At 37.9% G+C, this 25,514-nt stretch carries 24 protein-coding genes and 1 tRNA gene; 19 read left to right on the top strand and 6 right to left on the bottom strand.

Translation table 11 applies throughout. The features are described 5' to 3' along the window. Positions 1–44 precede the first annotated feature (44 nt). The gene (rraB, locus tag ACPT8Q_RS01165) at positions 45–464 is read right to left on the bottom strand and encodes a ribonuclease E inhibitor RraB (protein WP_050948770.1); all 420 of its coding nucleotides are present in this window, start codon (positions 462–464) and stop codon (positions 45–47) included. Positions 465–572: 108 nt separating this feature from the next. On the opposite strand from rraB, the gene truD reads away from it, so the two are divergent. The 6 genes from truD to mutS all read left to right on the top strand — a co-directional run bounded on the left by truD (position 573) and on the right by mutS (position 7,093). After that, the gene (truD, locus tag ACPT8Q_RS01170; protein WP_050948771.1) at positions 573–1,592 is read left to right on the top strand and encodes a tRNA pseudouridine(13) synthase TruD; all 1,020 of its coding nucleotides are present in this window, start codon (positions 573–575) and stop codon (positions 1,590–1,592) included. 9 nt (positions 1,593–1,601) lie between these two features. After that, complete coding sequence (gene surE / locus ACPT8Q_RS01175) at positions 1,602–2,351, top strand: 5'/3'-nucleotidase SurE (protein ID WP_050948772.1); 750 nt, start codon at positions 1,602–1,604, stop codon at positions 2,349–2,351. A gap of 8 nt (positions 2,352–2,359) precedes the next feature. Continuing rightward, complete coding sequence (locus ACPT8Q_RS01180; RefSeq protein WP_041175269.1) at positions 2,360–2,938, top strand: YqaA family protein; 579 nt, start codon at positions 2,360–2,362, stop codon at positions 2,936–2,938. Positions 2,939–2,946: 8 nt separating this feature from the next. Beyond that, on the top strand, positions 2,947–3,132 hold the full coding sequence (locus ACPT8Q_RS01185; protein ID WP_005654318.1) for a hypothetical protein: 186 nt from the start codon (positions 2,947–2,949) through the stop codon (positions 3,130–3,132). A 23-nt stretch (positions 3,133–3,155) separates the two neighbouring features. Next, positions 3,156–4,373: a murein hydrolase activator NlpD gene (gene nlpD, locus ACPT8Q_RS01190; protein WP_050948773.1), complete on the top strand. Its 1,218-nt coding sequence runs from the start codon at positions 3,156–3,158 to the stop codon at positions 4,371–4,373. A gap of 134 nt (positions 4,374–4,507) precedes the next feature. Beyond that, entirely contained in the window at positions 4,508–7,093 is a 2,586-nt protein-coding gene (gene mutS, locus ACPT8Q_RS01195) for a DNA mismatch repair protein MutS (RefSeq protein WP_050948774.1), read from the top strand. 342 nt (positions 7,094–7,435) lie between these two features. On the opposite strand, the gene ACPT8Q_RS01200 is transcribed toward mutS, so the two are convergent. Next, positions 7,436–8,524, bottom strand: a complete 1,089-nt coding sequence (locus tag ACPT8Q_RS01200) for an ATP-binding protein (RefSeq protein WP_425622282.1) — start codon at positions 8,522–8,524, stop codon at positions 7,436–7,438. Between the two features lie 245 nt (positions 8,525–8,769). Then, positions 8,770–8,864: transfer RNA gene (locus tag ACPT8Q_RS01205), tRNA-Sec, on the bottom strand. A gap of 70 nt (positions 8,865–8,934) precedes the next feature. Here ACPT8Q_RS01205 and selA point away from each other — a divergent pair. The 5 genes from selA to ACPT8Q_RS01230 all read left to right on the top strand — a co-directional run bounded on the left by selA (position 8,935) and on the right by ACPT8Q_RS01230 (position 13,773). Beyond that, on the top strand, positions 8,935–10,320 hold the full coding sequence (gene selA, locus ACPT8Q_RS01210; RefSeq protein ID WP_425622283.1) for an L-seryl-tRNA(Sec) selenium transferase: 1,386 nt from the start codon (positions 8,935–8,937) through the stop codon (positions 10,318–10,320). Continuing rightward, entirely contained in the window at positions 10,317–12,176 is a 1,860-nt protein-coding gene (gene selB, locus ACPT8Q_RS01215; protein WP_112071219.1) for a selenocysteine-specific translation elongation factor, read from the top strand. The genes selA and selB overlap by 4 nt, the downstream gene beginning before the upstream one ends. An 18-nt stretch (positions 12,177–12,194) precedes the next feature. Next, positions 12,195–13,049 (top strand): DUF3298 domain-containing protein, encoded by an 855-nt coding sequence (locus ACPT8Q_RS01220; protein ID WP_011272185.1) that lies wholly within the window; start codon positions 12,195–12,197, stop codon positions 13,047–13,049. Between the two features lie 119 nt (positions 13,050–13,168). Further along, a complete protein-coding gene (locus ACPT8Q_RS01225) occupies positions 13,169–13,465 on the top strand; it encodes a type II toxin-antitoxin system RelB/DinJ family antitoxin (protein ID WP_425627536.1) in 297 nt (98 codons plus the stop codon). Next, positions 13,465–13,773, top strand: a complete 309-nt coding sequence (locus tag ACPT8Q_RS01230; protein WP_042593918.1) for a YafQ family addiction module toxin — start codon at positions 13,465–13,467, stop codon at positions 13,771–13,773. Before ACPT8Q_RS01225 ends, ACPT8Q_RS01230 begins: the two co-directional genes overlap by 1 nt. Positions 13,774–13,831: 58 nt before the next feature. Here ACPT8Q_RS01230 and hgpC read toward each other — a convergent pair whose 3' ends face one another. Both hgpC and ACPT8Q_RS01240 read right to left on the bottom strand, forming a co-directional pair. After that, positions 13,832–16,798 (bottom strand): hemoglobin-haptoglobin-binding protein HgpC, encoded by a 2,967-nt coding sequence (gene hgpC, locus ACPT8Q_RS01235; RefSeq protein WP_425627547.1) that lies wholly within the window; start codon positions 16,796–16,798, stop codon positions 13,832–13,834. A 38-nt stretch (positions 16,799–16,836) separates the two neighbouring features. Next, entirely contained in the window at positions 16,837–17,067 is a 231-nt protein-coding gene (locus tag ACPT8Q_RS01240) for a PT domain-containing protein (protein ID WP_211093806.1), read from the bottom strand. Positions 17,068–17,367: 300 nt separating this feature from the next. Between ACPT8Q_RS01240 and tig the strand changes: the two genes are divergently transcribed. The 8 genes from tig (at position 17,368) to htpX (ending at position 24,049) form a co-directional block, all read left to right on the top strand. After that, complete coding sequence (gene tig / locus ACPT8Q_RS01245) at positions 17,368–18,666, top strand: trigger factor (RefSeq protein WP_425622285.1); 1,299 nt, start codon at positions 17,368–17,370, stop codon at positions 18,664–18,666. 92 nt (positions 18,667–18,758) lie between these two features. Then, positions 18,759–19,370, top strand: coding sequence for an ATP-dependent Clp endopeptidase proteolytic subunit ClpP (gene clpP, locus ACPT8Q_RS01250; protein WP_257003823.1), 612 nt, complete (start codon positions 18,759–18,761; stop codon positions 19,368–19,370). 9 nt (positions 19,371–19,379) lie between these two features. Further along, positions 19,380–20,615, top strand: a complete 1,236-nt coding sequence (gene clpX / locus ACPT8Q_RS01255) for an ATP-dependent protease ATP-binding subunit ClpX (protein ID WP_425622286.1) — start codon at positions 19,380–19,382, stop codon at positions 20,613–20,615. 143 nt (positions 20,616–20,758) lie between these two features. Beyond that, complete coding sequence (secE, locus tag ACPT8Q_RS01260; protein WP_005648602.1) at positions 20,759–21,175, top strand: preprotein translocase subunit SecE; 417 nt, start codon at positions 20,759–20,761, stop codon at positions 21,173–21,175. Position 21,176: 1 nt separating this feature from the next. Then, positions 21,177–21,734 (top strand): transcription termination/antitermination protein NusG, encoded by a 558-nt coding sequence (gene nusG / locus ACPT8Q_RS01265; RefSeq protein ID WP_342120280.1) that lies wholly within the window; start codon positions 21,177–21,179, stop codon positions 21,732–21,734. A 97-nt stretch (positions 21,735–21,831) separates the two neighbouring features. Next, complete coding sequence (locus tag ACPT8Q_RS01270; RefSeq protein ID WP_050848034.1) at positions 21,832–22,584, top strand: MlaA family lipoprotein; 753 nt, start codon at positions 21,832–21,834, stop codon at positions 22,582–22,584. Positions 22,585–22,641: 57 nt separating this feature from the next. Continuing rightward, positions 22,642–23,031, top strand: a complete 390-nt coding sequence (locus tag ACPT8Q_RS01275; RefSeq protein ID WP_048954827.1) for a RidA family protein — start codon at positions 22,642–22,644, stop codon at positions 23,029–23,031. A 163-nt stretch (positions 23,032–23,194) separates the two neighbouring features. Then, positions 23,195–24,049, top strand: a complete 855-nt coding sequence (htpX, locus tag ACPT8Q_RS01280; protein WP_171007188.1) for a protease HtpX — start codon at positions 23,195–23,197, stop codon at positions 24,047–24,049. Positions 24,050–24,173: 124 nt separating this feature from the next. On the opposite strand, the gene ACPT8Q_RS01285 is transcribed toward htpX, so the two are convergent. Next, complete coding sequence (locus tag ACPT8Q_RS01285; protein WP_050948918.1) at positions 24,174–25,496, bottom strand: anaerobic C4-dicarboxylate transporter; 1,323 nt, start codon at positions 25,494–25,496, stop codon at positions 24,174–24,176. Between the last annotated feature and the right edge of the window lie 18 nt (positions 25,497–25,514).

The raw sequence follows: 25,514 nt of genomic DNA on the forward strand, positions 1-25,514 counted from the left end.
CCTAAAAAATAACCGCACTTATTAAGTGCGGTTAAAAAGAATGATTAATGCACACGAGTCTCTTCTTCATCATCATCAAAAAATTCCCCATCATCGCCGTATTCATCGTCATCGGCATTTGGGTCTTCAAAATAAGTTCCCCAACCGTCATAAATGCCTTTATGTTTTTCTAATAACGGAAGGATTTCTTTTTGTTGAGCATCAATAATTTCCGCTTTTAATTCTACTTCACTGATAATGTCAAAGCAGAAAATTGGTCTGCCATCATCATCTTTAAATTCTTCTGCTTCGGACACTTCATAACCAGCTTTAAACGCATCTACGGCGATTTTTTCTAACAAATCAAAATCATGGTGCGCGATGTGATGCTCAATAATATAAAGGGCATTTGGATCACTACCATCATTCAGTAAATCTTCGATAATTTCACGGGTTTCTGCTTGTAACTCTGCCAATTTTGACATAATAAAATCCTTCAACAAGAACAAAAGTGCGGTTATTTTAGTGGATAAATCACGAAAAGTCGCATAAAATTTCGCACAATTATTTTCGATAAAAAAGAGTCCTTAACTATGCTCGAACAACTCCCTTATTTGGCATTAAAAACTCCGCCAAAAACTACCGCACTTTTAAAGGCTGAATGTGCGGATTTTATTGTAAAAGAGCATTTGGGCTATGAAATGTCAGGCGATGGAGAGTTTGTTGCCTTGTATGTACGCAAAACAGATTGCAACACCTTATTTGTTGGCGAAAAATTAGCTAAATTTGCCGGTATTTCTGAACGCAATATGGGATATGCAGGGTTGAAAGATCGTCGAGCAGTAACAGAACAATGGTTTTGTTTACAAATGCCTGGAATGGAAACGCCCGATTTCAGTCAATTTGAATTAGAGGGCGTAGAGATTTTAACGGTTACTCGACATAATCGAAAAATTCGCACGGGTAGTCTTGAGGGAAATTATTTCGATATTTTATTACGCGGTGCAAAAGAATCTGACGAGCTTAAAGTGCGGTTAGATTTTGTGGCAAATTTTGGTTTCCCCAATTATTTTACGGAACAACGTTTTGGTCGAGATGGTCATAACCTCACGCAAGCATTGCGTTGGGCGCAAGGGGAAATCAAGGTAAAAGATCGCAAAAAACGCAGTTTTTATCTTTCCGCCGCGCGTAGTGAAATTTTTAATTTGGTTGTGGCTGCACGTATTGCAAAGGACGCAACAAATCAAGTTTTGCCAAACGATATTGTGCAATTAACAGGTTCGCACAGTTGGTTCAAAGCGGATGAAAAAGAAGACTTAACTGCTTTGCAAGTGCGGTTAGAAAATCAAGATATTTTGCTTACTGCTCCTTTAATTGGCGAAGATATTTTGGTAGCAAGTGATATTGAAAATGAAATTGTGAGCCGACATTCAGTCTTCGATCCTTTAATGAAACAAGAAAGAATGAAGGCAGCACGTCGCCCATTATTGATGAAAGCAAAAGGGTTTTCTTGGGCATTTGAGCCAGAAGGCTTGCGTTTAAAATTTTATTTGCCAGCAGGCAGTTATGCCACGGCATTAGTTCGTGAGTTAGTAAATTACACAGAAGCATAAGGAAGTACAATGCGAATTTTAGTCAGTAATGATGATGGTTTTCACGCGGAAGGCATTCAGGTTTTAGCAACGGAATTAAGAAAAATTGCAAAAGTCATTGTTGTTGCCCCTGATCGTAATCGAAGTGCAGCATCAAGCTCGCTCACATTAGTGGAGCCACTTCGCCCACGCCATTTAGACAATGGCGATTATTGTGTGAACGGCACACCAGCAGATTGCGTACATTTAGCGTTAAATGGATTTTTGTCTGGCCAAGTGGATTTGGTTGTGTCAGGCATTAATGCAGGTTGTAATATGGGCGATGATACGATTTATTCTGGCACTTTGGCTGCTGCCCTTGAGGGGCGTCATTTAGGTTTGCCCGCTATTGCGGTTTCGTTAGATGGTCGTCAGCATTATGAAACAGCAGCGCGAGTGGTATGTGATCTTATTCCTAAATTACATCATCAATTATTAAACCCTCGTGAAGTGATTAACATCAATGTACCAGACTTACCTTTTGAAGAATTAAAAGGGTATAAAGTATGTCGATTGGGTTATCGTTCATCTTCCGTTGAAGTGATTAAACAAAGAGATCCGCGTGATGAAACCATTTATTGGATTGGTCCTTCAGCATTACCCGAAGATGAAAGCGAGGGAACAGATTTTTATGCCGTGAAGAATGGCTATGTGTCTATTACGCCAATTCAAGCGGATCTTACCGCGCATCATTCATTGCTTTCTTTACAAAATTGGTTAGATCAGGAATTTACCAAATAGAGAAAAATATGAAAATTTTCAGCACGATGTACGATAAAACGATGGAATGGTCAAAACATCGTTTTGCTGTTTTTTGGCTCTCTTTTGTAAGTTTTATCGAGGCGATATTTTTTCCTATTCCGCCCGATGTGATGTTGATTCCAATGTCTATGTCAAAGCCTAAAAGTGCAGTTAAATTTGCATTTTATACGGCAATTGCTTCTGTCATCGGTGGAGTTATTGGTTATGCAATTGGTTTTTATGCAACGGACTGGGTGGAAAACATTGTACAACAATGGGGATATGCTGCGCATTGGGCAAAAGCCGTCAGTTGGTTTAAGCAATGGGGCGTATTAGTTGTGTTTGTGGCAGGTTTTAGCCCAATTCCTTACAAGGTGTTTACGCTCTGCTCTGGCGTGATGCAAATGGCATTTTTCCCTTTTGTCATCACCGCATTTATTTCACGTTTAGCGCGTTTCTTGCTGGTGGCAAAATTAGCCGCGTGGGGCGGGGAGAAATTCGCAGCAAAATTGCGAAAATCTATTGAGATTATTGGCTGGTCAGTGGTTGTACTGGCTATAATCGCTTACTTTATACTGAAAAACTAGGATAGAAAATGAACAAATTAAGTCTTGTTTTAGTAGCTGGATTTCTTTTGGTTGGATGTGCATCAGAACCAGTTAAAGATCCAGATGCATTACCAAATGGCATTATGCAACCAGTAGAAGGCACAGGTGCTGTTGCTGGCGGTAGTTTTATGCCAGAAATTCAAAAAAATACGATACCAACACAAATGAAATAATAACGGAACAATAAGGAATAACTATGAACAAATCGTTTCTCTTACTCCCTTTAAGTCTTGTTGTATTATCGGCTTGTACCTCTAATTCTCCTGCACCTATTTCTGATGCAGATGGAAATCTTTCCCCTAGTGTAGTGCAATCTGTAAATGGCAGTAATGTAGGTGGTGCTTGGCAACCTGAAATTCAAAAAAATTCATTACCTACAATGGGAAATATGGCCACGCCACAACCAAATTTTCAACCGATTAATCAACAACCAGCAATGCCAACAGCACCTGCGCAACCTGCATTTCAACCCTCTCCGAAAACGGTAGTTAGCGCGCCGACAGTACAAACAAAAACAGTTACCAAAACAATTGCTGATTGTGTAGATGGACAGCATATTAATATCCCACGTAATCCAAATACCAATGCGCCAGATTACAGCAAAATTTCAAAAGGCTCTTACAAAGGCAATACCTATAAAGTAAACAAAGGCGATACAATGTTCTTGATTGCTTACTTAGCAGGAATTGATGTAAAAGAATTGGCAGCGTTGAATAACCTATCCGAACCTTATAATTTAAGTTTAGGGCAAGTTTTAAAGATTTCTAATTGTGGCACAAAAACGGTTACTACAACGGTTTCTGTAAAACAGCCTGCAGTCACGGCATCAACAGCAATGCCAGCTAAACCAGCCGTCACTTATACTCCGGGCGCAAACGGTACTCAAATAGGATCTGACGGTACTATTATTGGCCCAATTAAATCAGAGGCTGGCACATCGTCTAGTGTATCTGTGGCAACTTCATCAACACAGGTTACATCATCTGTAAATAATGCGAATAGCACACCGATTAATGCAAATGTCGTTGCACCAATCGCCTCAAATGTTGCGTGGCAATGGCCGACTTCAGGTAATATTATTCAAGGTTTCTCAAGCACAGATGGCGGTAACAAAGGGATTGATATTAGCGGTTCACGAGGACAAGCTGTAAAAGCGGCTGCAGCAGGGCGAATAGTGTATGCTGGCAATGCTTTACGTGGTTACGGTAATTTAATCATCATCAAACATAATGATGATTTCTTAAGTGCTTATGCGCATAACGACAAAATTCTTGTCGCTGATCAACAAGAAGTCAAAGCTGGTCAAGACATCGCAAAAATGGGTAGCTCTGGTACAAATACCGTGAAACTCCACTTTGAAATTCGCTACAAAGGCAAATCAGTAGATCCAGTGCGTTATCTACCAAAACGTTAAGATCTCTTTAAAAAGTGCGATAAAAAATCTCAACAAATTTTTACCGCACTTTTTTATCTGGCTTTTTCCCCTTTCGGCACCTAAAATAGCCGCCATAAAACCTATCTTTATTCAGTTTCAAAGCAGGTAATTAGATGATTTCCGAAGAAAATTTCCAACAGCACACGCCAATGATGCAACAATATCTAAAACTCAAAGCAGAGAATCCAGATACTTTGTTATTTTATCGCATGGGGGATTTTTACGAGTTGTTTTATGACGATGCGAAAAAAGCGGCGGCATTGCTGGATATTTCTTTGACGAAACGAGGGCAATCTGCAGGACAGCCCATTCCAATGGCAGGAATGCCTTATCACGCGGTGGAAGGTTATTTAGCAAAATTAGTGCAGTTAGGCGAATCTGTGGCGATTTGTGAACAGATTGGCGATCCTGCCGCAAGCAAAGGTCCTGTGGAACGTCAAATTGTGCGAATTGTTACGCCTGGTACGGTCAGTGATGAAGCACTGTTGCCAGAACGCCAAGACAATCTGATTGCTGCGGTATATCAAGAAAAAGAAAAATTTGGATTAGCCACTTTAGATATGACTTCTGGGCGTTTTCAGCTTTGTGAACCTGCAGATAAAGAAACATTGCGCGCTGAATTGCAACGTATTGCGCCTGTAGAATTGCTGTATTGTGAAGAATTTAACGAAATGGCTGCGATTGAACATTGCAAAGGATTACGCCGTCGCCCGATTTGGGAATTTGAACTTAGCACTGCCATTACGTTATTAAATCGTCAATTTGGCACAAAAGATTTACGCGCCTTTGGTGTGGAAAAATCCCCTCTCGGCTTAAGTGCGGCAGGTTGTTTATTGCAATATGCAAAAGAAACCCAACGTACTGCATTACCCCATATTCAAAGCATTAGCTTAATTCAAAATCAAGACTGCATTCAGTTAGATGCTGCCACGCGCAGAAATCTTGAATTGACGCAAAATCTTGCGGGTGGCACAGAAAATACGCTAGCGTCTGTCTTGGATAAATGCGTTACGCCAATGGGCAGTCGTTTGCTGAAACGTTGGATTCATCAGCCTATTCGTGATGTGGAAAAATTAAAACAACGCCAACAATCGATTGCGGAAATTCTGAATTTTGATTTGGTCGATGAACTCCAACCTTACTTGCAATTAGTCGGCGATATGGAACGTATTTTGGCGCGTGTGGCATTGCGTTCAGCGCGTCCACGCGATCTCACTCGCTTGCGCACGGCATTAGAACAAATTCCTGCATTACGCACGATTGTGCAACAAAAAACACCGCCATTTTTAACCGCACTTTTCAGCCAAATTGCCGATTTCAGTGAGCAATGGGATTTATTGCAACGTGCATTGATTGAAACTCCTCCGCTTTTAATTCGGGATGGTGGCGTGATTGCTGAAGGCTATAATACCGAATTAGACGAATGGCGTATGCTGTCTGATGGTGCAACGCAATATTTGGAAAACCTAGAAAAAAGAGAACGTGAAAACACTGGCATTGACACCTTAAAAATCGGTTTTAATGCAGTGCATGGTTATTACATTCAAATTAGCCAAGGCCAAGCGCATAAAGCACCCATTCATTATGTACGTCGCCAAACCTTGAAAAATGCAGAGCGTTACATTATTCCTGAGCTCAAAGAATATGAAGACAAAGTACTGAAATCGAAAGGTGCAGCGTTAGCATTAGAAAAGCAGCTTTATGATGAATTGTTTGATTTATTATTACCGCACTTAGGTGCGTTACAGCTGGCTAGCCTTGCACTTTCTGAATTGGATGTATTGGTCAATCTTGCCGAGCGCGCAAATACCCTCAATTACGTTATGCCAACATTCTGTGATGAAGTGAGTGTGAAAATTGAAAATGGTCGCCATCCTGTTGTGGAACAAGTATTGAAAGATCCCTTTATCGCCAACCCTGTGGAGTTAAATCACAACCGTCATTTGTTAGTTATTACCGGGCCAAATATGGGTGGTAAAAGTACTTATATGCGTCAAACCGCATTAATTACATTGCTTGCGTATATCGGCAGCTTTGTGCCGGCAGACAGTGCGCGAATTGGGCCGATTGATCGTATTTTTACTCGAATTGGTGCTTCCGATGATTTAGCCTCGGGGCGTTCAACCTTTATGGTGGAAATGACCGAAATGGCAAATATTCTTCATCAAGCTACAGCGCAAAGTCTCGTACTTATTGATGAAATTGGTCGTGGCACATCCACTTATGATGGCTTATCCTTAGCTTGGGCTTGTGCAGAATGGTTAGCCAAAAAAATCCGCTCGCTTACATTATTTGCCACCCATTATTTTGAATTAACCGCATTGCCAGAACAGCTAGAAGGCATCGCCAATATTCATTTAGATGCTCTTGAGCATAACAACACCATCGCCTTTATGCACGCCGTACAAGATGGCGCCGCAAGTAAAAGTTATGGTTTGGCAGTAGCGGCTTTGGCTGGCGTGCCACAATCCGTTATTAAACTAGCAAAACAGAAATTGACACAATTAGAAAAAAACTCAAGCCATTCAGCCGATCAACAAATTCAAGCATTGCGTGAAGCCAATCACAATCAGGGCGAATTATTGTTTGAACAAGAAACGGACGCATTGAGAGAGGCAATCGAAAAACTTGATCCTGATGATTTAAGCCCTAAACAAGCATTGGCATATTTGTATCAGTTAAAGAAAATGGTGGGGTAAATATTATATCCCAGCGATAAGTTCAAAGGCTTGCGGTGCTTTATCCACCATACGCAATGATAAAGAGGTGTGTACACTGGGTTTTGCTGGTGGATTGTTTACGTGGATTTATGCAGGTTTATATGGATTGGCAGGGAATGGGAGTTGAATTTAAGTTGTAACTTTATGAAAAATAAGGATATTATTTTTTAGCATTAAAATTATGGTACAAAATATAGTACTAAAAAATTTTTTTCGTTGATTTTTGATTGTTTTTTTAATCAAACTTTAAACATCTTAAAGCCACCAGCAAAAAATAAAAATGCGATCTATTTGACCGCACTTTATTGTTTGATATTTGCCTTAGCTATTTTCCTTAATCCACGTTTGAAAATATGGGCTGTTTATTTTTATTGTGCCGTTTGCGTTACGTGTAATAAGCTCTTTTCTTTCTAGCTTTCGCACTTTCCCTTGTATTGTGCTTGAGCTAATATCTTCTACCCCTAACGCTTTAGCAAAATAGGCTCTTTTTTCTTTGCTATATAGCGCATTTTCGCCAGTTACAACGCTCTTTAATATTTCCCGTTCTATTGAGCTTAATTCTTGCCATATCTTCACGCTGTCGCCTAATTCACTCATTTGAGTAATCCTATATTCTGATGCTTGTTTAAGTGATAGATTAGGGTTGATAATCATATCTTGAGCAATTGAACGCATATAAAGAGGGGTAAAATTAAATCGTTCAAAGAGTTCATAAAATTGATGCTTGTCGATTTCTTGCCCTGTTCTGCTGTGATAAATATCGGCTAGAAAATCCGTAAAATCTTTGCCTAAATTTGGAAAATCTAAAGGATGTGCAAAATGAAAAAACGGTGCTTTGTTGTCATTAAACATTGCCCGCAATCCATTTGTGCTACTTCCTGTGAAAATCACTTTTATCTTTTGTTGATTTATATCTAAACCAGTACGCAATGAACGGATTAGCCCTATAGTATGGCTCACTCTTGCCAGTTCTTGAACTTCATCAAGTAACATTAAAACGGGTTTATCGCTAGATTCTGTAATGGCATTAATAATCTGAACAAGGCTTAGTTCATCAAGTTTAGTTTGATTTTTATCTTGTAATTCAACGCCTACGCCCATTAAGTCAATGGCTTTTAGTTTATCAAACAAGTTATTAGTTTTACCGTCCACCACATCAAGAAAGTGTATTAGCTCACGTATAAAAACATGGCTCAATTCGTTACTAGTCCTATCCATAAAACTAAAATAGAACACATTAAACCCTAATTTCTCTGCTTTCGGCTTTACGTCATTAAGTAAAAATTGGGTTTTCCCCATTCTGCGGGGTGCAAAAAGGGTTATGGCGTGTAATATTCCATCTTTTAGGCTTGATAGTAATCGTTCTGCTAATTCAGAACGGGGGAAATAAAGGGGATCTGCCTGTGTCATTTTTAGCCTCTTTATATTGTTTTATACTCTCTTTGTATAATTATACTTTTAATGTATAAAAATGTATAAGCCTTTATTCTGTTTCTGTTGGCTGTCGTGTGATCATGATGAAAGATGATTATCGCTAGTAGTTAGAAATTAAAAGGCTTGCGGTGCTTTATCCACCATACGCAATGATAAAGAGGTGTGTACACTGGGTTTTGCTGGTGGGTTGTTTACGTGGATTTATGCAGGTTTATATGGATTGGCGGAGGGGAATGGGAGTTGAACCCACCCAAGAACGCTGGCGTCCTCAACAGGATTTGAAATCCTGCCACCTCACCGGAGATGACGCCCCTCCGTGGTTGAAATTGCAGTTACTTTAGCGTAAATTAATCAGCAGTTCAACGTTATTTTAAACGGATTCAAAAATGACCGCACTTTTTCAACAACTACCTTCCGTTGATAAAATTCTCAAAACATCTCAAGGCTTACAACTCATTACCGAATTTGGTCACACTGCTGTCGTGGCAACGTGTCGAGAATTATTAACGCAAGCTCGTCAATTTATTCAAAAAAATAATCAACTTCCTGAATATTTTTCTAATTTTGACCGCACTTTTGTAGAAATTCATTCTCGCCTACAAAAACAAAACCAAGTACAAATCAAAGCGGTGCATAATCTGACTGGTACGGTGTTACACACAAATCTTGGGCGAGCGCTTTGGTCTGAAGCAGCACAACAGGCAGCCCTTTCTGCGATGCAAAAAAATGTTTCGCTTGAATATGATTTAGATGAAGGTAAGCGTAGTCATCGCGATAATTACATCAGTGAATTATTATGCAAACTCACAGGTGCTGAAGCAGCCTGTATTGTGAATAACAACGCCGCTGCGGTATTGTTAATGCTGGCAACCTTTGCTCAAGGTAAAGAAGTAATTATTTCTCGTGGCGAATTAATTGAAATCGGCGGTGCATTTCGTATTCCAGATATTATGGAACAAGCTGGATGCAATTTAGTGGAAGTGGGCACCACTAATCGTACTCACCCGAAAGATTATCGTAATGCTATCACTGAAAATACGGCTTTTTTGATGAAAGTGCATAGTAGCAATTATCAAATTTGTGGTTTTACCTCTTCTGTTTCAGAAGAAGAGCTTGCAAAACTAGGGCGAGAAATGAATGTACCCATAGTAACTGATTTAGGCAGCGGCGCATTAGTTGATTTAAGCCAATATGGCTTGCCAAAAGAACCGACCGTGCAAGAAAAAGTCGCACAAGGTGTGGATTTGGTCTCTTTCTCTGGCGATAAATTGCTTGGTGGCGTGCAAGCAGGCATTATTGTGGGTAAAAAAGAATGGATCGAACAATTACAAGCCCATCCACTCAAGCGTGCATTACGTTGCGATAAAGTTATTTTAGCAGGCTTAGAAGCGACATTACGTTTATATTTAAACCCTGAAAAATTAACTGAAAAATTACCAACTTTGCGATTACTCACGCAACCATTAGAACAACTCAAAATAAATGCTATGCGTCTCAAAGAGCGGTTAGAATCTCGTTTAAATTCACAATTTGAAATTCAAATTGAAGCTAGCCAAGCACAAATCGGTAGTGGCTCACAACCGATAGAAAGAATCCCTTCTGTGGCTGTCACTATTGCAGAAAAAACAAACGTAAAACTTTCCGCACTTTCGGCTCGTTTTAAACAACTTTCTCAACCTATTATTGGGCGAATGGAAAACGGAAAAATTTGGCTAGATTTACGTAGCCTTGCGGATATTGAAACATTATTAAATACATTGGATGAACTATGATTATTGTTACTTCAGGTCACGTTGATCACGGCAAAACAGCATTATTAAAAGCATTAACTGGCACAAGTACCGCACATTTACCAGAAGAAAAAAAACGCGGTATGACCATTGATTTAGGGTATGCCTATCTGCCGTTAGAAAACAAAGTGCTTGGTTTTATTGATGTACCAGGGCACGAGAAATTCTTGTCAAATATGCTGGCGGGTTTAGGTGGTGTGCATTATGCAATGTTAATTGTCGCTGCCGATGAAGGCGTTGCAGCGCAAACAAAAGAACATTTAGCAATCTTACGCCAACTTCAATTCCACGAAATTATTGTTGTCATCACAAAAGCAGATCGTACAAATTCAGAGCAAATTGAATCGTTAATCCAAGAAATTAAACAAAATTATAGTTTTTTACGCGATGCTAACTACTTCGTTACTTCAGCAGAAACGGGACAAGGAATTAATGAATTACGTCATTACTTAGCTAATCTACCTGAATTATCTGATACCCAGAAACCTTTCCGCTACGCAATAGACCGAGTATTCAACGTAAAAGGGGCGGGTACCGTCGTGACAGGCACAGCCTTTTCAGGAACAGTGAAAGTAAACGATGAACTTTACCTTTCCACTGGACAGAAAGTTCGTATAAAAGCGATTCACGCACAAAATACATCAAGCGAACAAGGTATTGCGGGGCAACGTTTAGCGTTAAATTTAAATGCTGATTTAGACCGCACGCCAATGAAACGAGGCGATTGGTTATTGCAGAATGAGCCACTTCCACCAACAGATCGCATTAGTGTGCAAATTTTGGCTGAAGTACCATTAAATGAAAGCCAACCAGTGCATATTTATCACGGAGCAAGTCGCACTACGGGTAAGCTCACCTTATTACAGGGAAAAAATGCCGCAAAAAATGACCGTACTTTAGCTGAAATCATATTAGATTCGCCATTATTCTTGGCTTTTGGAGACAAACTTATTTTACGCAGTGGCGATACAAAAACCTTAATTGCCGGCGCACGAGTATTGGAAATTAACTCGCCAAAACGTCATAAACGCACTGAAGTGCGGTTAAATTTCTTAGCGAATTTAGCATTGGCAGAGAACGCCTCGCAACGTATTGCGCTTACCCTTAAACATAATGCGACAACAGCACGCCAATTAATGTGGACGGAACAACTGACTTCCTTGCAATTAGATAAAGCACTCGTCGAGCGAGACGCGGTACGTTATCAAGATTGGTGTTTTAATACTAATTACATACAAGAAAAAACACAGCAAATTTTAACCGCACTTAATACTTATCACGAGCAACATAATGATCAACTTGGTGTAAGCAAAGCCAGATTATATCGAATGACCGCCTTAAACCAGCCTGAAAACTTGATCAATCATTTTATTGATGAAATGTTAGAAGAGGGAAGATTACAGCAAACTCGAGGTTGGCTTCACTTACCCGAACATAAAATCCAATTTAGCCAAGAAGAACAAAAACACTGGGGGAATGTGTTGAATGAATTTGAAAAAGCCCAAGGTCAAGCAATTTGGGTGCGAGATATGGCAAATGCACTCGCTATTGATGAATCAATTATGCGTAATTTTATGTATAAAGCTGGGAAATTGGGTTACCTCACGCCAATCGTAAAAGATAGATTTTTCTTAACTGAAACCATCTATGCTTATGCAAGACTTATTAAACAAATCGCAGAAGAAAAAGGAAAAGTTTCCGTAAATGAAGTACGTGATAAATTGAATTTCGGACGTAAACTTACCGTTCAACTGATGGAATATTTCGACCGAATGGGATTTTTACGTCGCAAAGGTAATGACCATATTCTACGCGATAAGAATGTTTTTGATTTATGATTTAAAAAGGAAAAAAGTATGAAAAAAACGCTCGTTGCTGCATTAATTAGTTCTGTCATCTTACTCACAGGCTGCCAAGATAAAGATACTGAAGCAAAAATAAAACAACTAAATCAAACGGTAGCACAACTCAGTGCTGAAAATACCAAATTAAAAGAGCAAATAGAAAAAACAGTTCCAGCAATTATTGTGGAAAATGATGAAATATTTAATCAATCTGAAATTATTAAACATCCTAAATCGAAAGAAGATTACCAGCCTGAAGAAACCAAAATTGAGTATTCAATTTCAACAATAAAAACCAATATTGATTGGCTTAATGATCTATTGTGGAAAAAATTGACTGAAAATGAAGAAACGAAAAATATTTCTCGCGAACAATTTGTAGCACGTTATCAAACCGCTTTTGAGGAAGACAAAAAAGAGGCAAAAGAAACACCATCTTTTGGAATTTCTCATTCTATATGGACAAATTTTATCGGGCAAAAAGAAAAACTTGCAACCTTTGCGATTAGTTTTTATGACTATGAAGGTGGTGCGCACGGTATTGAAGGTAATCGCTATTTCACAATTGATCTAACTACACGCCATATTTTGACATTAAATGATTTATTTAATGAAAAAGATTTACCGAAAGTAAAAACGCTTTTATGGGAACAATATAATAATAGCAATAAGGAATATGAACCTATTATTGAAGCCGATAGTTTTAATTTATCGAACAATATTTACTTAGATTCAAAAGGTGTACATTTTATTTATGATGTTTATGAAATTGCCCCTTACGCAGCAGGAGAGCAAGATTTAATGCTCCATTTTGGGCAACTAGAAGAATTATTTAAACCAGAATTTAGACAGGGTAATGATATTTAAATCCTTTAACTTTTGAATAGCAATCAAAATCCCTAATTACATTAAAAATGAGAGACTATAGATTTTGCACTTCATTTTTATTATAATAGTCTTTCAATGTAATACTAAGGAGAAAAATTATGGCACTTACGAATTCCTCTATCAGCTTTAGAACAGTTGAGCAAACAAAATCAGAAGCTTATCAAGTTATTGAACAATATGGACTTACCCCATCACAAGTATTCAATATGTTTTTGGCTCAAATTGCCAAGACTCGCTCTATCCCTATTGATTTGAATTATCTTCGCCCAAATAAAGAAACCCTAGCAGCTATTGATGAATTAAATAGTGGTAACGCAGAGAGCTTTTTTATTGAAGCTGGTGAAAATTATTCTGCCGAAGAATTTACAAAACGCATTCTTAATGGTGGTCAATAATGTCAGAAGAGAAGCCATTAAAAGTAAGCTATTCAAAACAATTTGTAAGAGATTTAACTGATTTAGCTAAACGCTCCCCCAATGTGTTAATTGGCTCAAAATACATTACTGCAATATACTGTTTATTAAATCGTTTACCTTTACCCGAAAACTACCAAGATCACGCATTAGTAGGAGAGTGGAAAGGTTATCGAGATTGCCATATTCAAGGCGATTTGGTACTGATTTACCAATACGTTATACAGGATGAATTTGATGAATTGAAATTTTCTCGTTTAAATACACACTCACAAACCGCTTTAAAATAGAAGTAATCTTAAATAATAATCCGCACGTAAAATGTGCGGATTATTTTTTTATAAAGGATTAAAACTCAAACTGAACAGACATTCTGTAATTTCTGCCGGGTGCGTAGAAGCGGTTTAAGCCTTTACCTGTTGCTGTCTGTACTCGGTTAATCGTGCCGATATGACGAATAGAACGGGCAGAGTCCCAAGTGAGATATTTTTTGTTGGTTAAATTATATACACCAGCGGTAAATGTAAGATTTTTAATTGGTTTCCAATAGGCAATCGTATCGATCACTGTATAGCGATTATTACGCCATAATCCGCGAGAATCTTTTACTTCTTTGCCGTTTGCTGTTGATGCTTCCGCATCTTTTTCATTGCCATAAATCTTTTCTTTTCGTTCGACCATACTTGTCCATTGAGAATTAAAGCTATCTTTTGCTTTTTTGGCTGCAACATTAGTGATATACATATCCACGCCCCATTTTTGGCTTGGTGCATCATAGCCAATATTGTATACCGATGTGGTTGGTTGTAAGGCATTCATTGGTTGAGGTTTACGAGCAATGGCTTCGTATTCTGGATGTTTATCTTTATTCAATTCCAAAAATTCTTTATATTTTGGATTTAATCCATTGTCTTTAATTCTGCCTTTTTGATAGGTAAATTTATAGCCTAAATGGAAACCTTGTAGTTTTTCAAATAAATCGCCCATTTCAAGACGTGAAGCAATTTCGATACCTCTGACTCTTGCTCGATCTCGATTTTGGTTTTGATGGAACGGATAAGCGATAGAGCCTTCTTCAATAGGACGTTCGCCTACTTCTACTAAGTCAATAAAATTACGGTAATCGTTTTGAAACGCATTTAACGTAATATAACTACTGTTTTTATAAAAAGTGAACGCGACTTCTTTTGTTTTAGAGGTTTCAGCTTTTAAATCTGTGTTAGGCTGAATGGAAAATTGTGGATGTTTAAATGTCATATAAATTTCATCAGAGGTTGGCGCACGAAAACCATTGGCGTATTTAAGCTGTACACGAAGCCAATCTGTGGGATCAAGGTTTAACGCTAAATTGTAAGAATGATGTTTATAGTCAGTTTTGCGTAATAACAGGGCAAGATTGTCTTTAAAATTTTGGTTATAACAATCTGAATTGTAAGTGCAGTCAGTATAGTCTTTAGGCTTCGAATATTTATTGCCATAAACATAGTCTTTTTGGCCAAATTTCTTAAATAGCCCAGTAATTAATCCTTTAGGAACAGGAATGTTTTCGTCATAACTAGGTAAATATTTTACGTGGTCATAGCGATAATTTAAATCTAGCCCTAGCCAAGAGGTAAGTTGCACATTATCTCCAAAATACAACACATTATTTTTAGTGGTAACAGGGATTAAATAGGTCTCTTTGCCTTTATCAGTATTCATTAAGCTACATCTGTGACTATAATCAGGTGCAGGAGTACGCTTACCATTTTCAAGTTTGTTACAGAAAAAATTGCCAGCCCACCATTGCACATTGGCAACAGTGTTGTATTGATGATTCACCATACTTTTTAGTGTTTTTTCATAAAAACCACCATATTTTAAACTGTGTTGGGTATGCCAAAGGCTAAATTCTTTATCTAAATCAAGTTTAATTTGTTGGGTGTTGGTATTTAAATCACGATCATTGACGAAGTCTGTACTATAGCCATAGCTTTTTGGGAATAAAAAACGTGCGGATTCTTCTTGATAAAAATTATCCCATAGTGGCGTCTTTCCCTTTTTCAGTGTAATTTTTCCATATTTTTTACCATTCGGTAATGTTTCAACTATGATATCTCGCTCTTCATACTCGTATTTATCCTTCCCCTCTTCATCTTTTTCAACAAAAACCTGAAATTTGTTTTTACAATTTAATCTTTCGCAATCAATTAAGACCGAATCAAGTGAGCCTCCAGTGGAATCAATATCGTTATCAACATTTTCACCATTCTTATTCTGAAATTGACCATACCAGCCAGCGTTTTTGTTGTATGTAAGTTTATCCCCATTTTTATCCACAATTTTATAAACTCCGCCTTCTTCTACTAAATGTAGCCCTTGTGGATTACTTACACCATTACAAGTGGATTGATGACAATACTCATCAGAACGTGCTTTATTGGTGATTTTTTGTGAAGAATAACTTAGTTTAATATGATCCCAAAAAGGGGTTTGACTGAAATTTTCATAACTAAATTGAATATTTTTTCGTTTGGATTGATCGTTAATAATACGCTCACCGTATTTTTCACTGTTAGCTGTACTATATGGTCTAAGAGCGTAAGACAAATCTATACCCTTTGTTTCTAAAGTAGAATCATCTAATGCCACACTCAAGCGATGGTTTTCATTAGGCTGAAAGCCCAATTTTATTAAAGTACTTTGGCGGGTAATTTGATAAGGATCGGCTTTTTCACGGGTAGGACCAACCGCACTTAAATCCGCCTGTTTATTGGGATAAATTTTATAATCGTAGTTTTCTATTTCGTGCCCATCACGTTTTGTATCAACGACTAAAATATCAAATTTTTTAGAACGTCCTGCTAATGTAAGTGTCTTAAGGTTTTGATTATTCATTGTTTGATAGCCACGTTTATAGGAAAGATAATAATCTTTATCTATCAGATAATCTCGAGCATCTTTTGTTTCAAAGATAACAGAGCCACCCAATGCGCCACTACCAGATTTTAAGGAGTCAGCACCTTTGGTAATAGTTGCTGTTTTAACATTTTCAATTTCAATGCTATTACGAGTATTATTAAAATTGCCATAGCCTTCAAATAGTTCTTTAAATCCTTGAGAGCTTAAGGTTTCAGCTTGACGAAGCCCATCAACCATAATACCTACACGGTTTTCATCAACCCCTCGAACAGCATAACCACTTGCACCCGTTCTACCTGTTTCAACCACCGTAATACCTGTTTCATAGCGAACGAGATCACGAGAATCAGACGCCTGCTGTTTCGCTAATTTTTTGGCAGAAATTTGGGTTTCACCTACCTTTTTCTCTTTCACATTAATTGTTTCTGTGCTTCCTGAAACATTAATTTGTTCTAGTTGTTCAGAAACATTACTATTTTGGTTGGTTGGTTGGTTGGTTGGTTGGTTGGTTGGTTGGTTGGTTGGTTGGTTGGTTGGTTGGTTGGTTGGTTGGTTGGTTGGTTGGTTGGTTGGTTGGTTGGTTGGTTGGTTGGTTGGTTGGTTGGTTGGGCAGCATAGGCTGTGCTTGCATTTAATGCAAATGCAATAGAGCAAGCAAGCAGGCTGAATTTAAAGTTGGTCATAGGTTTCCTTATTCTTAATGATAATAATTGTCATATATTAAATAATTCAATTTATCTAATCAATATCAAAATGAAAAAGTATAATAAGTACAAAATCCTAATTGCTTTGTATCAGCATAAAAGAAAATCATTTTGACCGCACTTTTGTTTGTAAGCCGTATTTTAAAATCATCAAAATGCAATTTTTAATCACTCTTTTATCGACTGCGTAGATTTCTTTAGTTATAATTGAGCGTCTTTTTATTTAACAAACGTGTTCGGTGTGGATTTTGACCGAGTGCAAATTAATTGAGGTAACAAATGTCATTAAATATTGAAACAACTCAAGGTTTAGAACGTCGCGTAGCGATCACCGTTCCAACTGAAATTGTCTCTAAAGCCATTCACGAAGAATTTAAACGTGCTGCAAAAAATGTGCGCGTAGATGGTTTCCGTAAAGGTCATGTTCCTGCCCATATCATTGAACAACGTTTTGGGGCGTCAATTCGTCAAGATGTATTAAACGATTTATTACCACGTCATTTTTTTGATGCTGTTATTGCAGAAAAAATTAATATTGCAGGTCGTCCAACTTTTGCGATTGAAACTTTTGAAGAAGGTAAAGACTTAGTTTTCACTGCAACTTTCGAGGTTTATCCAGAAGTTAAATTACAAGGTTTAGAAAATATCAAAGTTGAAAAACCAACTGTTGAAATCACGGAAGCTGATATTGATAAAATGATCGATGTGTTACGTAAACAACAAGCTACTTGGGCTGAAAGTCAAGATATTGCAAAAGCAGATGATCGCGTCACTATTGATTTTGTTGGCTCTGTAGATGGCGAAGAATTTGAAGGTGGTAAAGCTACTGACTTCGTATTATTTATGGGTCAAGGTCGTATGATCCCTGGTTTTGAAGAAGGAATTATCGGTCATAAAGCAGGTGAGCAATTTGATATTGATGTGACTTTCCCAGCGGAATACCACGCAGAAAACTTGAAAGGTAAAGCGGCAAAATTTGCGATTACTTTGAAAAAAGTCGAAAATATGGTATTGCCTGAATTAACAGATGAGTTTGTTGCTAAATTTGGCCCTAATACTAAGTCTGTTGCTGATTTGCGTGCAGAAATCCGTAAAAATATGGAACGTGAATTGAAAAATGCGTTAGTTTCTCGTGTTAAACAACAAGTAATTAATGGTTTAATTGAACAAAATCCGATTGATGTACCCGCTTCTGTAGTAGAAGAAGAAATTAATGTATTACGCAATCAAGCGGCTCAACGTTTTGGTGGCAACACACAACAAGCTGCACAGTTACCACGTGAATTATTTGAAGCGGAGGCAACTCGTCGTGTTCAAGTAGGTTTATTATTCTCTGAAGTAATTAAATCTAATGAATTAAAAGCTGATAAAGAACGTGCTAAAGCAATGATTGCAGATATTGCATCAGCTTACGAGCAGCCAGCAGAAGTGGTGGAATATTACAGCAAAAACAAAGAGTTAATGAACAATATTCGTAATGTCGTATTAGAAGAACAAGCTGTTGATGCAGTACTTGCAAAAGCACAAGTAACAGAAAAAGTTTCTTCATTCGATGAAATTATGAATCCACAAGCATAATAAGTAATATCATTATGATTGAATAAAAGTGCGGTCGCTCTTTCTAATAAAAGCGATCGCATTTTTATTTGTGGGTTATTTACGATAAAATAATTAGCAGTTTTAATGAAAAAGGTAAGAAAATGAGCGTAATTCCTATGGTCGTTGAACAGACTTCGCGTGGCGAGCGTTCGTACGACATTTATTCCCGTTTATTAAAAGAACGTGTGATTTTCCTAAGTGGAGAAGTGGAAGATCGTATGGCAAATTTAATTGTGGCACAGCTTCTTTTTTTAGAATCGGAAGATCCAACTAAAGACATCAATATTTATATCAACTCTCCAGGCGGTTCTGTGACTGCAGGTATGGCAATTTACGACACAATGCAATTTATTAAGCCAGATATTCGCACTCTTTGTATTGGTCAAGCCTGTTCAATGGGCGCATTCTTGCTTGCTGGCGGAACTGCTGGCAAACGAGCTGCGTTGCCTAATGCACGAGTGATGATTCATCAACCTTTGGGTGGTTTCCGTGGTCAAGCATCGGATATTCAAATTCACGCACAAGAAATTTTGAAAATTAAACACACCTTAAATGATCGTTTAGCATTCCATACTGGACAAAGTATTGAGCGTATTGAGAAAGATACCGACCGCGATAATTTTATGTCAGCGGAAGAAGCACAAGCGTATGGTTTGGTGGATGAAGTCTTAGTTAAACGTTAAGGGTATACAATGACAGACAAAGATAAAGATTTGCACTGCTCTTTTTGCGGAAAAGAAAAAGACGAAGTAGATAAATTAATTGCTGGCACAGACGGTTATATTTGTAATGAATGTATTGAACTTTGTCACTCAATGCTTGAAGAAAGTAATGATGAAAACCTAGAGGAAAGTGCGGTCGAAAATAAAGATAAATTGCCAACGCCTCACGAAATTCGCGCCCATCTGGATGATTATGTTATTGGTCAAGATTATGCGAAAAAAGTGCTTTCTGTAGCGGTTTATAATCATTATAAACGCTTGCGAACTAACTATGAAAGCAATGATGTAGAGCTTGGCAAAAGTAATATTTTACTTATAGGGCCTACAGGTAGCGGAAAAACGTTACTTGCGCAAACATTAGCTCGTCGTTTAAATGTACCCTTTGCGATGGCAGATGCAACCACATTAACGGAAGCTGGTTATGTGGGAGAAGATGTGGAGAATGTATTACAGAAACTTTTGCAAAATTGTGAATACGATACTGAAAAAGCAGAGAAAGGCATTATTTATATTGATGAAATTGATAAAATTAGCCGTAAATCGGAAGGTGCATCAATTACTCGAGATGTTTCAGGAGAGGGGGTGCAACAGGCTTTATTAAAACTTATTGAAGGTACAATCGCTTCAATTCCACCTCAAGGCGGTCGTAAACATCCACAACAAGAAATGGTAAAATTGGATACGTCTAAAATTCTCTTTATTTGCGGCGGTGCATTTGCAGGATTAGATAAAATTATTGATAAACGCACTCAAACCAGTACGAGTATTGGTTTTAATGCCAAAGTTGAAAAAGATGAAAAACAACAATCTCTTTCTGAATTATTCCGTCAAGTTGAACCTGATGATTTAATGAAATTTGGTTTAATTCCAGAATTTATCGGACGTTTGCCAATGATTGCCCCATTAAGTGAATTAGACGAAGATGCGCTGATACAAATTCTCACAAAACCAAAAAACGCATTAATTAAACAATATCAAGCCTTATTTGAATTGGAAAAAGTAGAATTGGATTTCACACCAGAAGCATTAAAAGCAATGGCGAAAAAAGCACTTGAAAGAAAAACAGGTGCGCGTGGCTTACGTTCTATCGTAGAAGCAGTGTTGTTAGATACAATGTATGATCTACCGTCTCTTGAGAATTTACAAAAAGTTATCGTTGATGAATCGACAATTGTAGATAATCTTGCGCCCAAATTAGAATATTAGATTTAATCGCAAAAGTGCGGTTGTTTTCGCCAGATTTTCTATGTTGATGCTTATTTTCAATAGGCAAGGCGAAAAGAAAATGCTACAATCGCACGTTCTTATGGCATTATTCTTACATTTCCATTTAAAACGGATTCAATTCTATGGCAACCGAAATTGTTGATAAAAAGAAAAATACGCAAGAAGTGATCGTTGAAGGCAAGTCTAAAGGTTTAAATACATTCCTTTGGGTTTTAGCTGTGATATTTTTTGCTGCTGCGGCAATTGGGAATATTTATTTCCAACAAATCTATTCTTTACCGATTCGTGTTATTGGTATGGCTATTGCATTAGTCATTGCATTTATTTTAGCGGCAATTACTAATCAAGGAACAAAAGCACGCGCATTCTTTAATGACTCTCGCACAGAAGCGCGTAAAGTCGTATGGCCAACCCGTGCTGAAGCACGTCAGACAACATTGATCGTTATCGGGGTAACAATGATTGCTTCTCTCTTCTTTTGGGCAGTAGATTCGATTATTGTGACAGTAATTAATTTCTTAACTGATTTGAGATTCTAAAATGACTGAAGAAACAACAGTATCAAAAAAACGTTGGTATGTATTACAAGCGTTTTCTGGCTTTGAAAGTCGTGTAGCTCTAACTTTACGTGAATACATCAAACAACAACAAATGGAAGATCAATTTGGTGAAGTTTTAGTGCCAACTGAAGAAGTGGTGGAAAATGTAGCAGGAAAACGTCGCAAAAGTGAACGTAAATTTTTTCCAGGTTATGTACTTGTAGAAATGGAAATGAATGATGAAACTTGGCATCTAGTAAAAAGCGTGCCAAGAGTGATGGGTTTTATCGGTGGTACACCAGATAAACCTGCGCCTATTTCTAAACGTGAAGTGGATACTATTTTAAATCGCCTTGAACAAAATACTGATAAACCTCGTCATCGAAATGAATATCATCCAGGCGAGGAAGTTCGTGTGACTGAAGGGCCATTTGCTGATTTTAATGGTACGGTAGAAGAAGTGGATTATGAAAAAGGTCGCTTAAAAGTGTCTGTATCAATTTTTGGTCGTGCAACACCAGTTGAGCTTGAATTTGGTCAAGTTGAAAAAATACACTAAGAAATAATTAAAATATAACCGCACTTTTGTAGTGCGGTTTTTTGTTTTTATTTAACAAATTAGGTAGAATAATCCCATATTTATGTAAGGATCAAAAATGAAAACAAAGGCAATTTTGACCGCACTTTTGGGTGCCATTGCACTAACAGGTTGTGCAAATAACAACGACACGAAACAAGCGAGTGAGCGTAATGATTCTCTTGAAGACTTCAATCGAACTATGTGGAAGTTTAACTATAATGTGCTAGATCGCTATGTATTAGAACCTGTTGCAAAAGGTTGGAACAACTATGTGCCTAAGCCGATTTCTTCTGGTCTTGCTGGCATCGCAAATAATCTTGATGAGCCAGTCAGTTTCATAAACCGCTTAATTGAAGGCGAACCGAAAAAAGCATTTGTTCACTTTAATCGTTTTTGGATTAACACTGTATTTGGTCTAGGTGGTTTTATTGATTTTGCAAGCGCAAGCAAAGAATTACGCATAGATAATCAACGTGGATTTGGGGAAACTTTAGGTAGCTACGGCGTAGATGCTGGCACTTATATTGTGCTACCGATTTATAATGCAACAACGCCACGTCAATTAACGGGAGCTGTGGTTGATGCAGCTTATATGTATCCATTTTGGCAATGGGTTGGTGGCCCATGGGCATTAGTGAAATATGGTGTGCAAGCAGTGGATGGCCGTGCGAAAAATATCAATAATGCAGAATTGTTACGTCAAGCTCAAGATCCATATATCACGTTCCGAGAAGCTTATTACCAAAATTTACAATTTAAAGTAAACGATGGGAAATTAGTCGAAAGCAAAGAATCACTTCCCGATGACATACTAAAAGAAATTGATTAATAAACAGAAAAGTGCGGTAAAAAAGAACCGCACTTTTTATCAACTAAGGAGAAAATAATGACTCAAATTATTCATACTGAAAAAGCACCGGCAGCTATTGGCCCTTATGTTCAAGCGGTTGATCTTGGCAATTTAGTTTTAACCTCAGGGCAAATTCCTGTGAATCCTGCAACAGGCGAAGTGCCAGCTGACATCGTTGCGCAAGCACGCCAATCTTTAGAAAACGTGAAAGCGATTATCGAGAAAGCGGGTTTAACCGTAGCCGATATTGTAAAAACAACAGTTTTTGTGAAAGATCTTAATGATTTTACTGCGGTTAATGCAGAATACGAACGTTTCTTTAAAGAAAATAATCATCCTAACTTCCCTGCTCGTTCTTGTGTGGAAGTTGCGCGTTTACCAAAAGATGTGGGATTAGAAATCGAAGCGATTGCAGTGAGAAAATAATTTTCTATTTTGAACCCTTGTTTAAAAGTGCGGTCATAAACTCGCAAGTTTTTGACCGCACTTTTTGTTTATCTGCTGATAACAAAAATTTTACATTACACCTTGAATTTTTTGTGAATTTTCCCCACAAAGGAAATACTTAACCCTAACTTTGAGAGAACACATTATGATGCGAATTCTTCTTTTCTTGGCAACCAATATGGCTGTAATGCTCGTATTGGGGATTATTTTAAGTGTGACTGGTATTGCAGGAAATAGTACTGGCGGCATTTTAATTATGGCGTTGCTATTTGGTTTTGCTGGTTCATTAATTTCCTTATTCCTGTCTAAAACAATGGCATTACGTTCTGTAGATGGAGAAGTGATTACTCAACCTCGTAATCAAACTGAACGTTGGTTAATTGATACCGTTAGTCGCCAAGCGCAGAAAGCGGGTATTCCCATGCCAGACGTGGCAATTTATCATTCACCCGATGTGAATGCTTTTGCTACAGGCGCGACAAAAAGCAATTCTTTGGTAGCAGTGAGTACGGGATTATTAAACAACATGACGGAGGCTGAAGCTGAAGCTGTTTTAGCACACGAAATTTCTCATATTTCCAATGGCGATATGGTGACGATGGCATTATTGCAAGGCGTATTGAATACTTTCGTGATTTTCTTATCTCGTATTATTGCAACGGCGGTAGCAAGTTCGCGTAACAATAATGGAGAGGAAACGCGCAGTTCAGGTATTTATTTCTTGGTTTCGATGGTATTGGAAATGCTCTTTGGTGTGCTTGCGAGTATTATCGCAATGTGGTTCTCACGCTACCGCGAATTTCGTGCAGATGCTGGTTCCGCAAGTTTAGTAGGCAAAGAAAAAATGATTATGGCACTGCAACGTTTGCAACAACTTCACGAACCACAAAATCTCGAAGGTTCTTTAAATGCCTTTATGATTAATGGTAAACGCAGTGAACTCTTTATGAGCCATCCACCACTCGAAAAGCGTATTGAAGCCTTACGCAATCTTTAAAAATTATAAAAAATAACCGCACTTATATATCAAAGTGCGGTTATTTTTTGAGTTATTTTCAGTTGATATTAGAACAATAAAAACGGTGCTATTTCAGCACCGTTCTTTGTTATTGAATCACATTTTAAAGAATAATGTGAGAAAGACCCAAACCGATTAACAAACAGAAAAACATACTTAATAAACCCGGAAGCATAAAGCTGTGGTTTAAAATGTATTTACCGATTTTGGTTGTTCCAGTGGTATCGAAGTCAAGAGATGCGATGATTGGACCGTAGTTAGGAATAAAGAAGTAACCATTTACAGCAACAAATACACCGATTAATACTGGCGCAGGAATACCTAACGCGATACCAAGTGGGAACAATGTTGCTACTGTTGCGCCTTGGCTGTTTACTAATACAGAAAGTACAAATAGCGCGAAAGCAAATGCCCATGGTGCAGTTTCAACTAAGCCTTTTACCATTTCTTTTACTTCAGTAATGTGTGCCTGCATTAAGGTGTCACCTAACCAAGCAATACCGAAGATTGCGATTACTGCACGCATACCTGCATGGAATACAGAACCTTTGGTAATCGCTGTGCCATCTGGTTTACAAGTTAAGATAATCAATGCACCAATTGAAAGCATAATAATTTCAATGGTATGTGCCATTCCCATTGGTTTTCCATCAAAAACAGGTCGAATAGAAGGAACTGCCCCCATTAACACAACAAGTAAAGCTCCAAATAAGAATAAAGAAACAGAAACTTTAGCTGTTTTGCTGACTTCGATTTCTTCGTTTGATGTGTTACTTGAAAAAGCATCTTCGTATTTTGGATCATTTAAACGACGTTGATATTCTGGATCATCTTTTAACTCTTTTCCCATTTTATTAACAAATAAACAAGTAAGGAAAAGTCCTAGAATAGTTGAAGGAATGGTTACCATTAAAACATCGCCAAGATGAATGCCTTGTGGCTCAAGATAAGCAACCACCGCTACCACTGCCGCAGCGATTGGGCTTGCTACGATAGCAAATTGTGATGCAATTACCGCCATTGACATTGGACGTTCTGGACGAATCCCATTTTGACGGCTTACTTCAGCGATAACTGGCAATACAGAATATGCTACGTGGCCTGTACCCGCTAAGAAAGTGAATAACCAAGTTACTGCTGGCGCAATAAACGTAATGTGTTTAGGATTACGACGTAAGATTTTGGTTGCGATTTTGATCATGTAGTCTAAACCGCCAGCTGCTTGCATTGCTGCCGCAGCTGCCACAGTAGCCATAATCATAAACATAACATCAATAGGTAAACCTGCTGGTTTCAAGCCAAAGCCAAAAGAAAGAATAGCAAGACCTAAACCACCAAATACACCTAAACCGATACCACCTACACGTGCACCCACAAAGATACACAATAATACGATGGCAAATTGTAGTAAAAACATTGCAGACATACTGCCCCCTAAGTTAAT

Origin of the sequence: Haemophilus sp. HN_Hi10, from assembly GCF_049821985.1 — a bacterium.
GTDB classification, from domain to species: Bacteria; Pseudomonadota; Gammaproteobacteria; order Enterobacterales; family Pasteurellaceae; genus Haemophilus; species Haemophilus influenzae_D.

Excerpts from the sequence above, each read along its gene's own strand:
- rraB (WP_050948770.1), bottom strand. The coding sequence starts at position 464 with ATGTCAAAATTGGCAGAGTTACAAGCAGAAACCCGTGAAATTATCGAA.
- truD (WP_050948771.1), top strand. The coding sequence starts at position 573 with ATGCTCGAACAACTCCCTTATTTGGCATTAAAAACTCCGCCAAAAACT.
- surE (WP_050948772.1), top strand. The coding sequence starts at position 1,602 with ATGCGAATTTTAGTCAGTAATGATGATGGTTTTCACGCGGAAGGCATT.
- ACPT8Q_RS01180 (WP_041175269.1), top strand. The coding sequence starts at position 2,360 with ATGAAAATTTTCAGCACGATGTACGATAAAACGATGGAATGGTCAAAA.
- ACPT8Q_RS01185 (WP_005654318.1), top strand. The coding sequence starts at position 2,947 with ATGAACAAATTAAGTCTTGTTTTAGTAGCTGGATTTCTTTTGGTTGGA.
- nlpD (WP_050948773.1), top strand. The coding sequence starts at position 3,156 with ATGAACAAATCGTTTCTCTTACTCCCTTTAAGTCTTGTTGTATTATCG.
- mutS (WP_050948774.1), top strand. The coding sequence starts at position 4,508 with ATGATTTCCGAAGAAAATTTCCAACAGCACACGCCAATGATGCAACAA.
- ACPT8Q_RS01200 (WP_425622282.1), bottom strand. The coding sequence starts at position 8,524 with ATGACACAGGCAGATCCCCTTTATTTCCCCCGTTCTGAATTAGCAGAA.
- selA (WP_425622283.1), top strand. The coding sequence starts at position 8,935 with ATGACCGCACTTTTTCAACAACTACCTTCCGTTGATAAAATTCTCAAA.
- selB (WP_112071219.1), top strand. The coding sequence starts at position 10,317 with ATGATTATTGTTACTTCAGGTCACGTTGATCACGGCAAAACAGCATTA.
- ACPT8Q_RS01220 (WP_011272185.1), top strand. The coding sequence starts at position 12,195 with ATGAAAAAAACGCTCGTTGCTGCATTAATTAGTTCTGTCATCTTACTC.
- ACPT8Q_RS01225 (WP_425627536.1), top strand. The coding sequence starts at position 13,169 with ATGGCACTTACGAATTCCTCTATCAGCTTTAGAACAGTTGAGCAAACA.
- ACPT8Q_RS01230 (WP_042593918.1), top strand. The coding sequence starts at position 13,465 with ATGTCAGAAGAGAAGCCATTAAAAGTAAGCTATTCAAAACAATTTGTA.
- ACPT8Q_RS01240 (WP_211093806.1), bottom strand. The coding sequence starts at position 17,067 with ATGACCAACTTTAAATTCAGCCTGCTTGCTTGCTCTATTGCATTTGCA.
- tig (WP_425622285.1), top strand. The coding sequence starts at position 17,368 with ATGTCATTAAATATTGAAACAACTCAAGGTTTAGAACGTCGCGTAGCG.
- clpX (WP_425622286.1), top strand. The coding sequence starts at position 19,380 with ATGACAGACAAAGATAAAGATTTGCACTGCTCTTTTTGCGGAAAAGAA.
- secE (WP_005648602.1), top strand. The coding sequence starts at position 20,759 with ATGGCAACCGAAATTGTTGATAAAAAGAAAAATACGCAAGAAGTGATC.
- nusG (WP_342120280.1), top strand. The coding sequence starts at position 21,177 with ATGACTGAAGAAACAACAGTATCAAAAAAACGTTGGTATGTATTACAA.
- ACPT8Q_RS01270 (WP_050848034.1), top strand. The coding sequence starts at position 21,832 with ATGAAAACAAAGGCAATTTTGACCGCACTTTTGGGTGCCATTGCACTA.
- ACPT8Q_RS01275 (WP_048954827.1), top strand. The coding sequence starts at position 22,642 with ATGACTCAAATTATTCATACTGAAAAAGCACCGGCAGCTATTGGCCCT.
- ACPT8Q_RS01285 (WP_050948918.1), bottom strand. The coding sequence starts at position 25,496 with ATGTCTGCAATGTTTTTACTACAATTTGCCATCGTATTATTGTGTATC.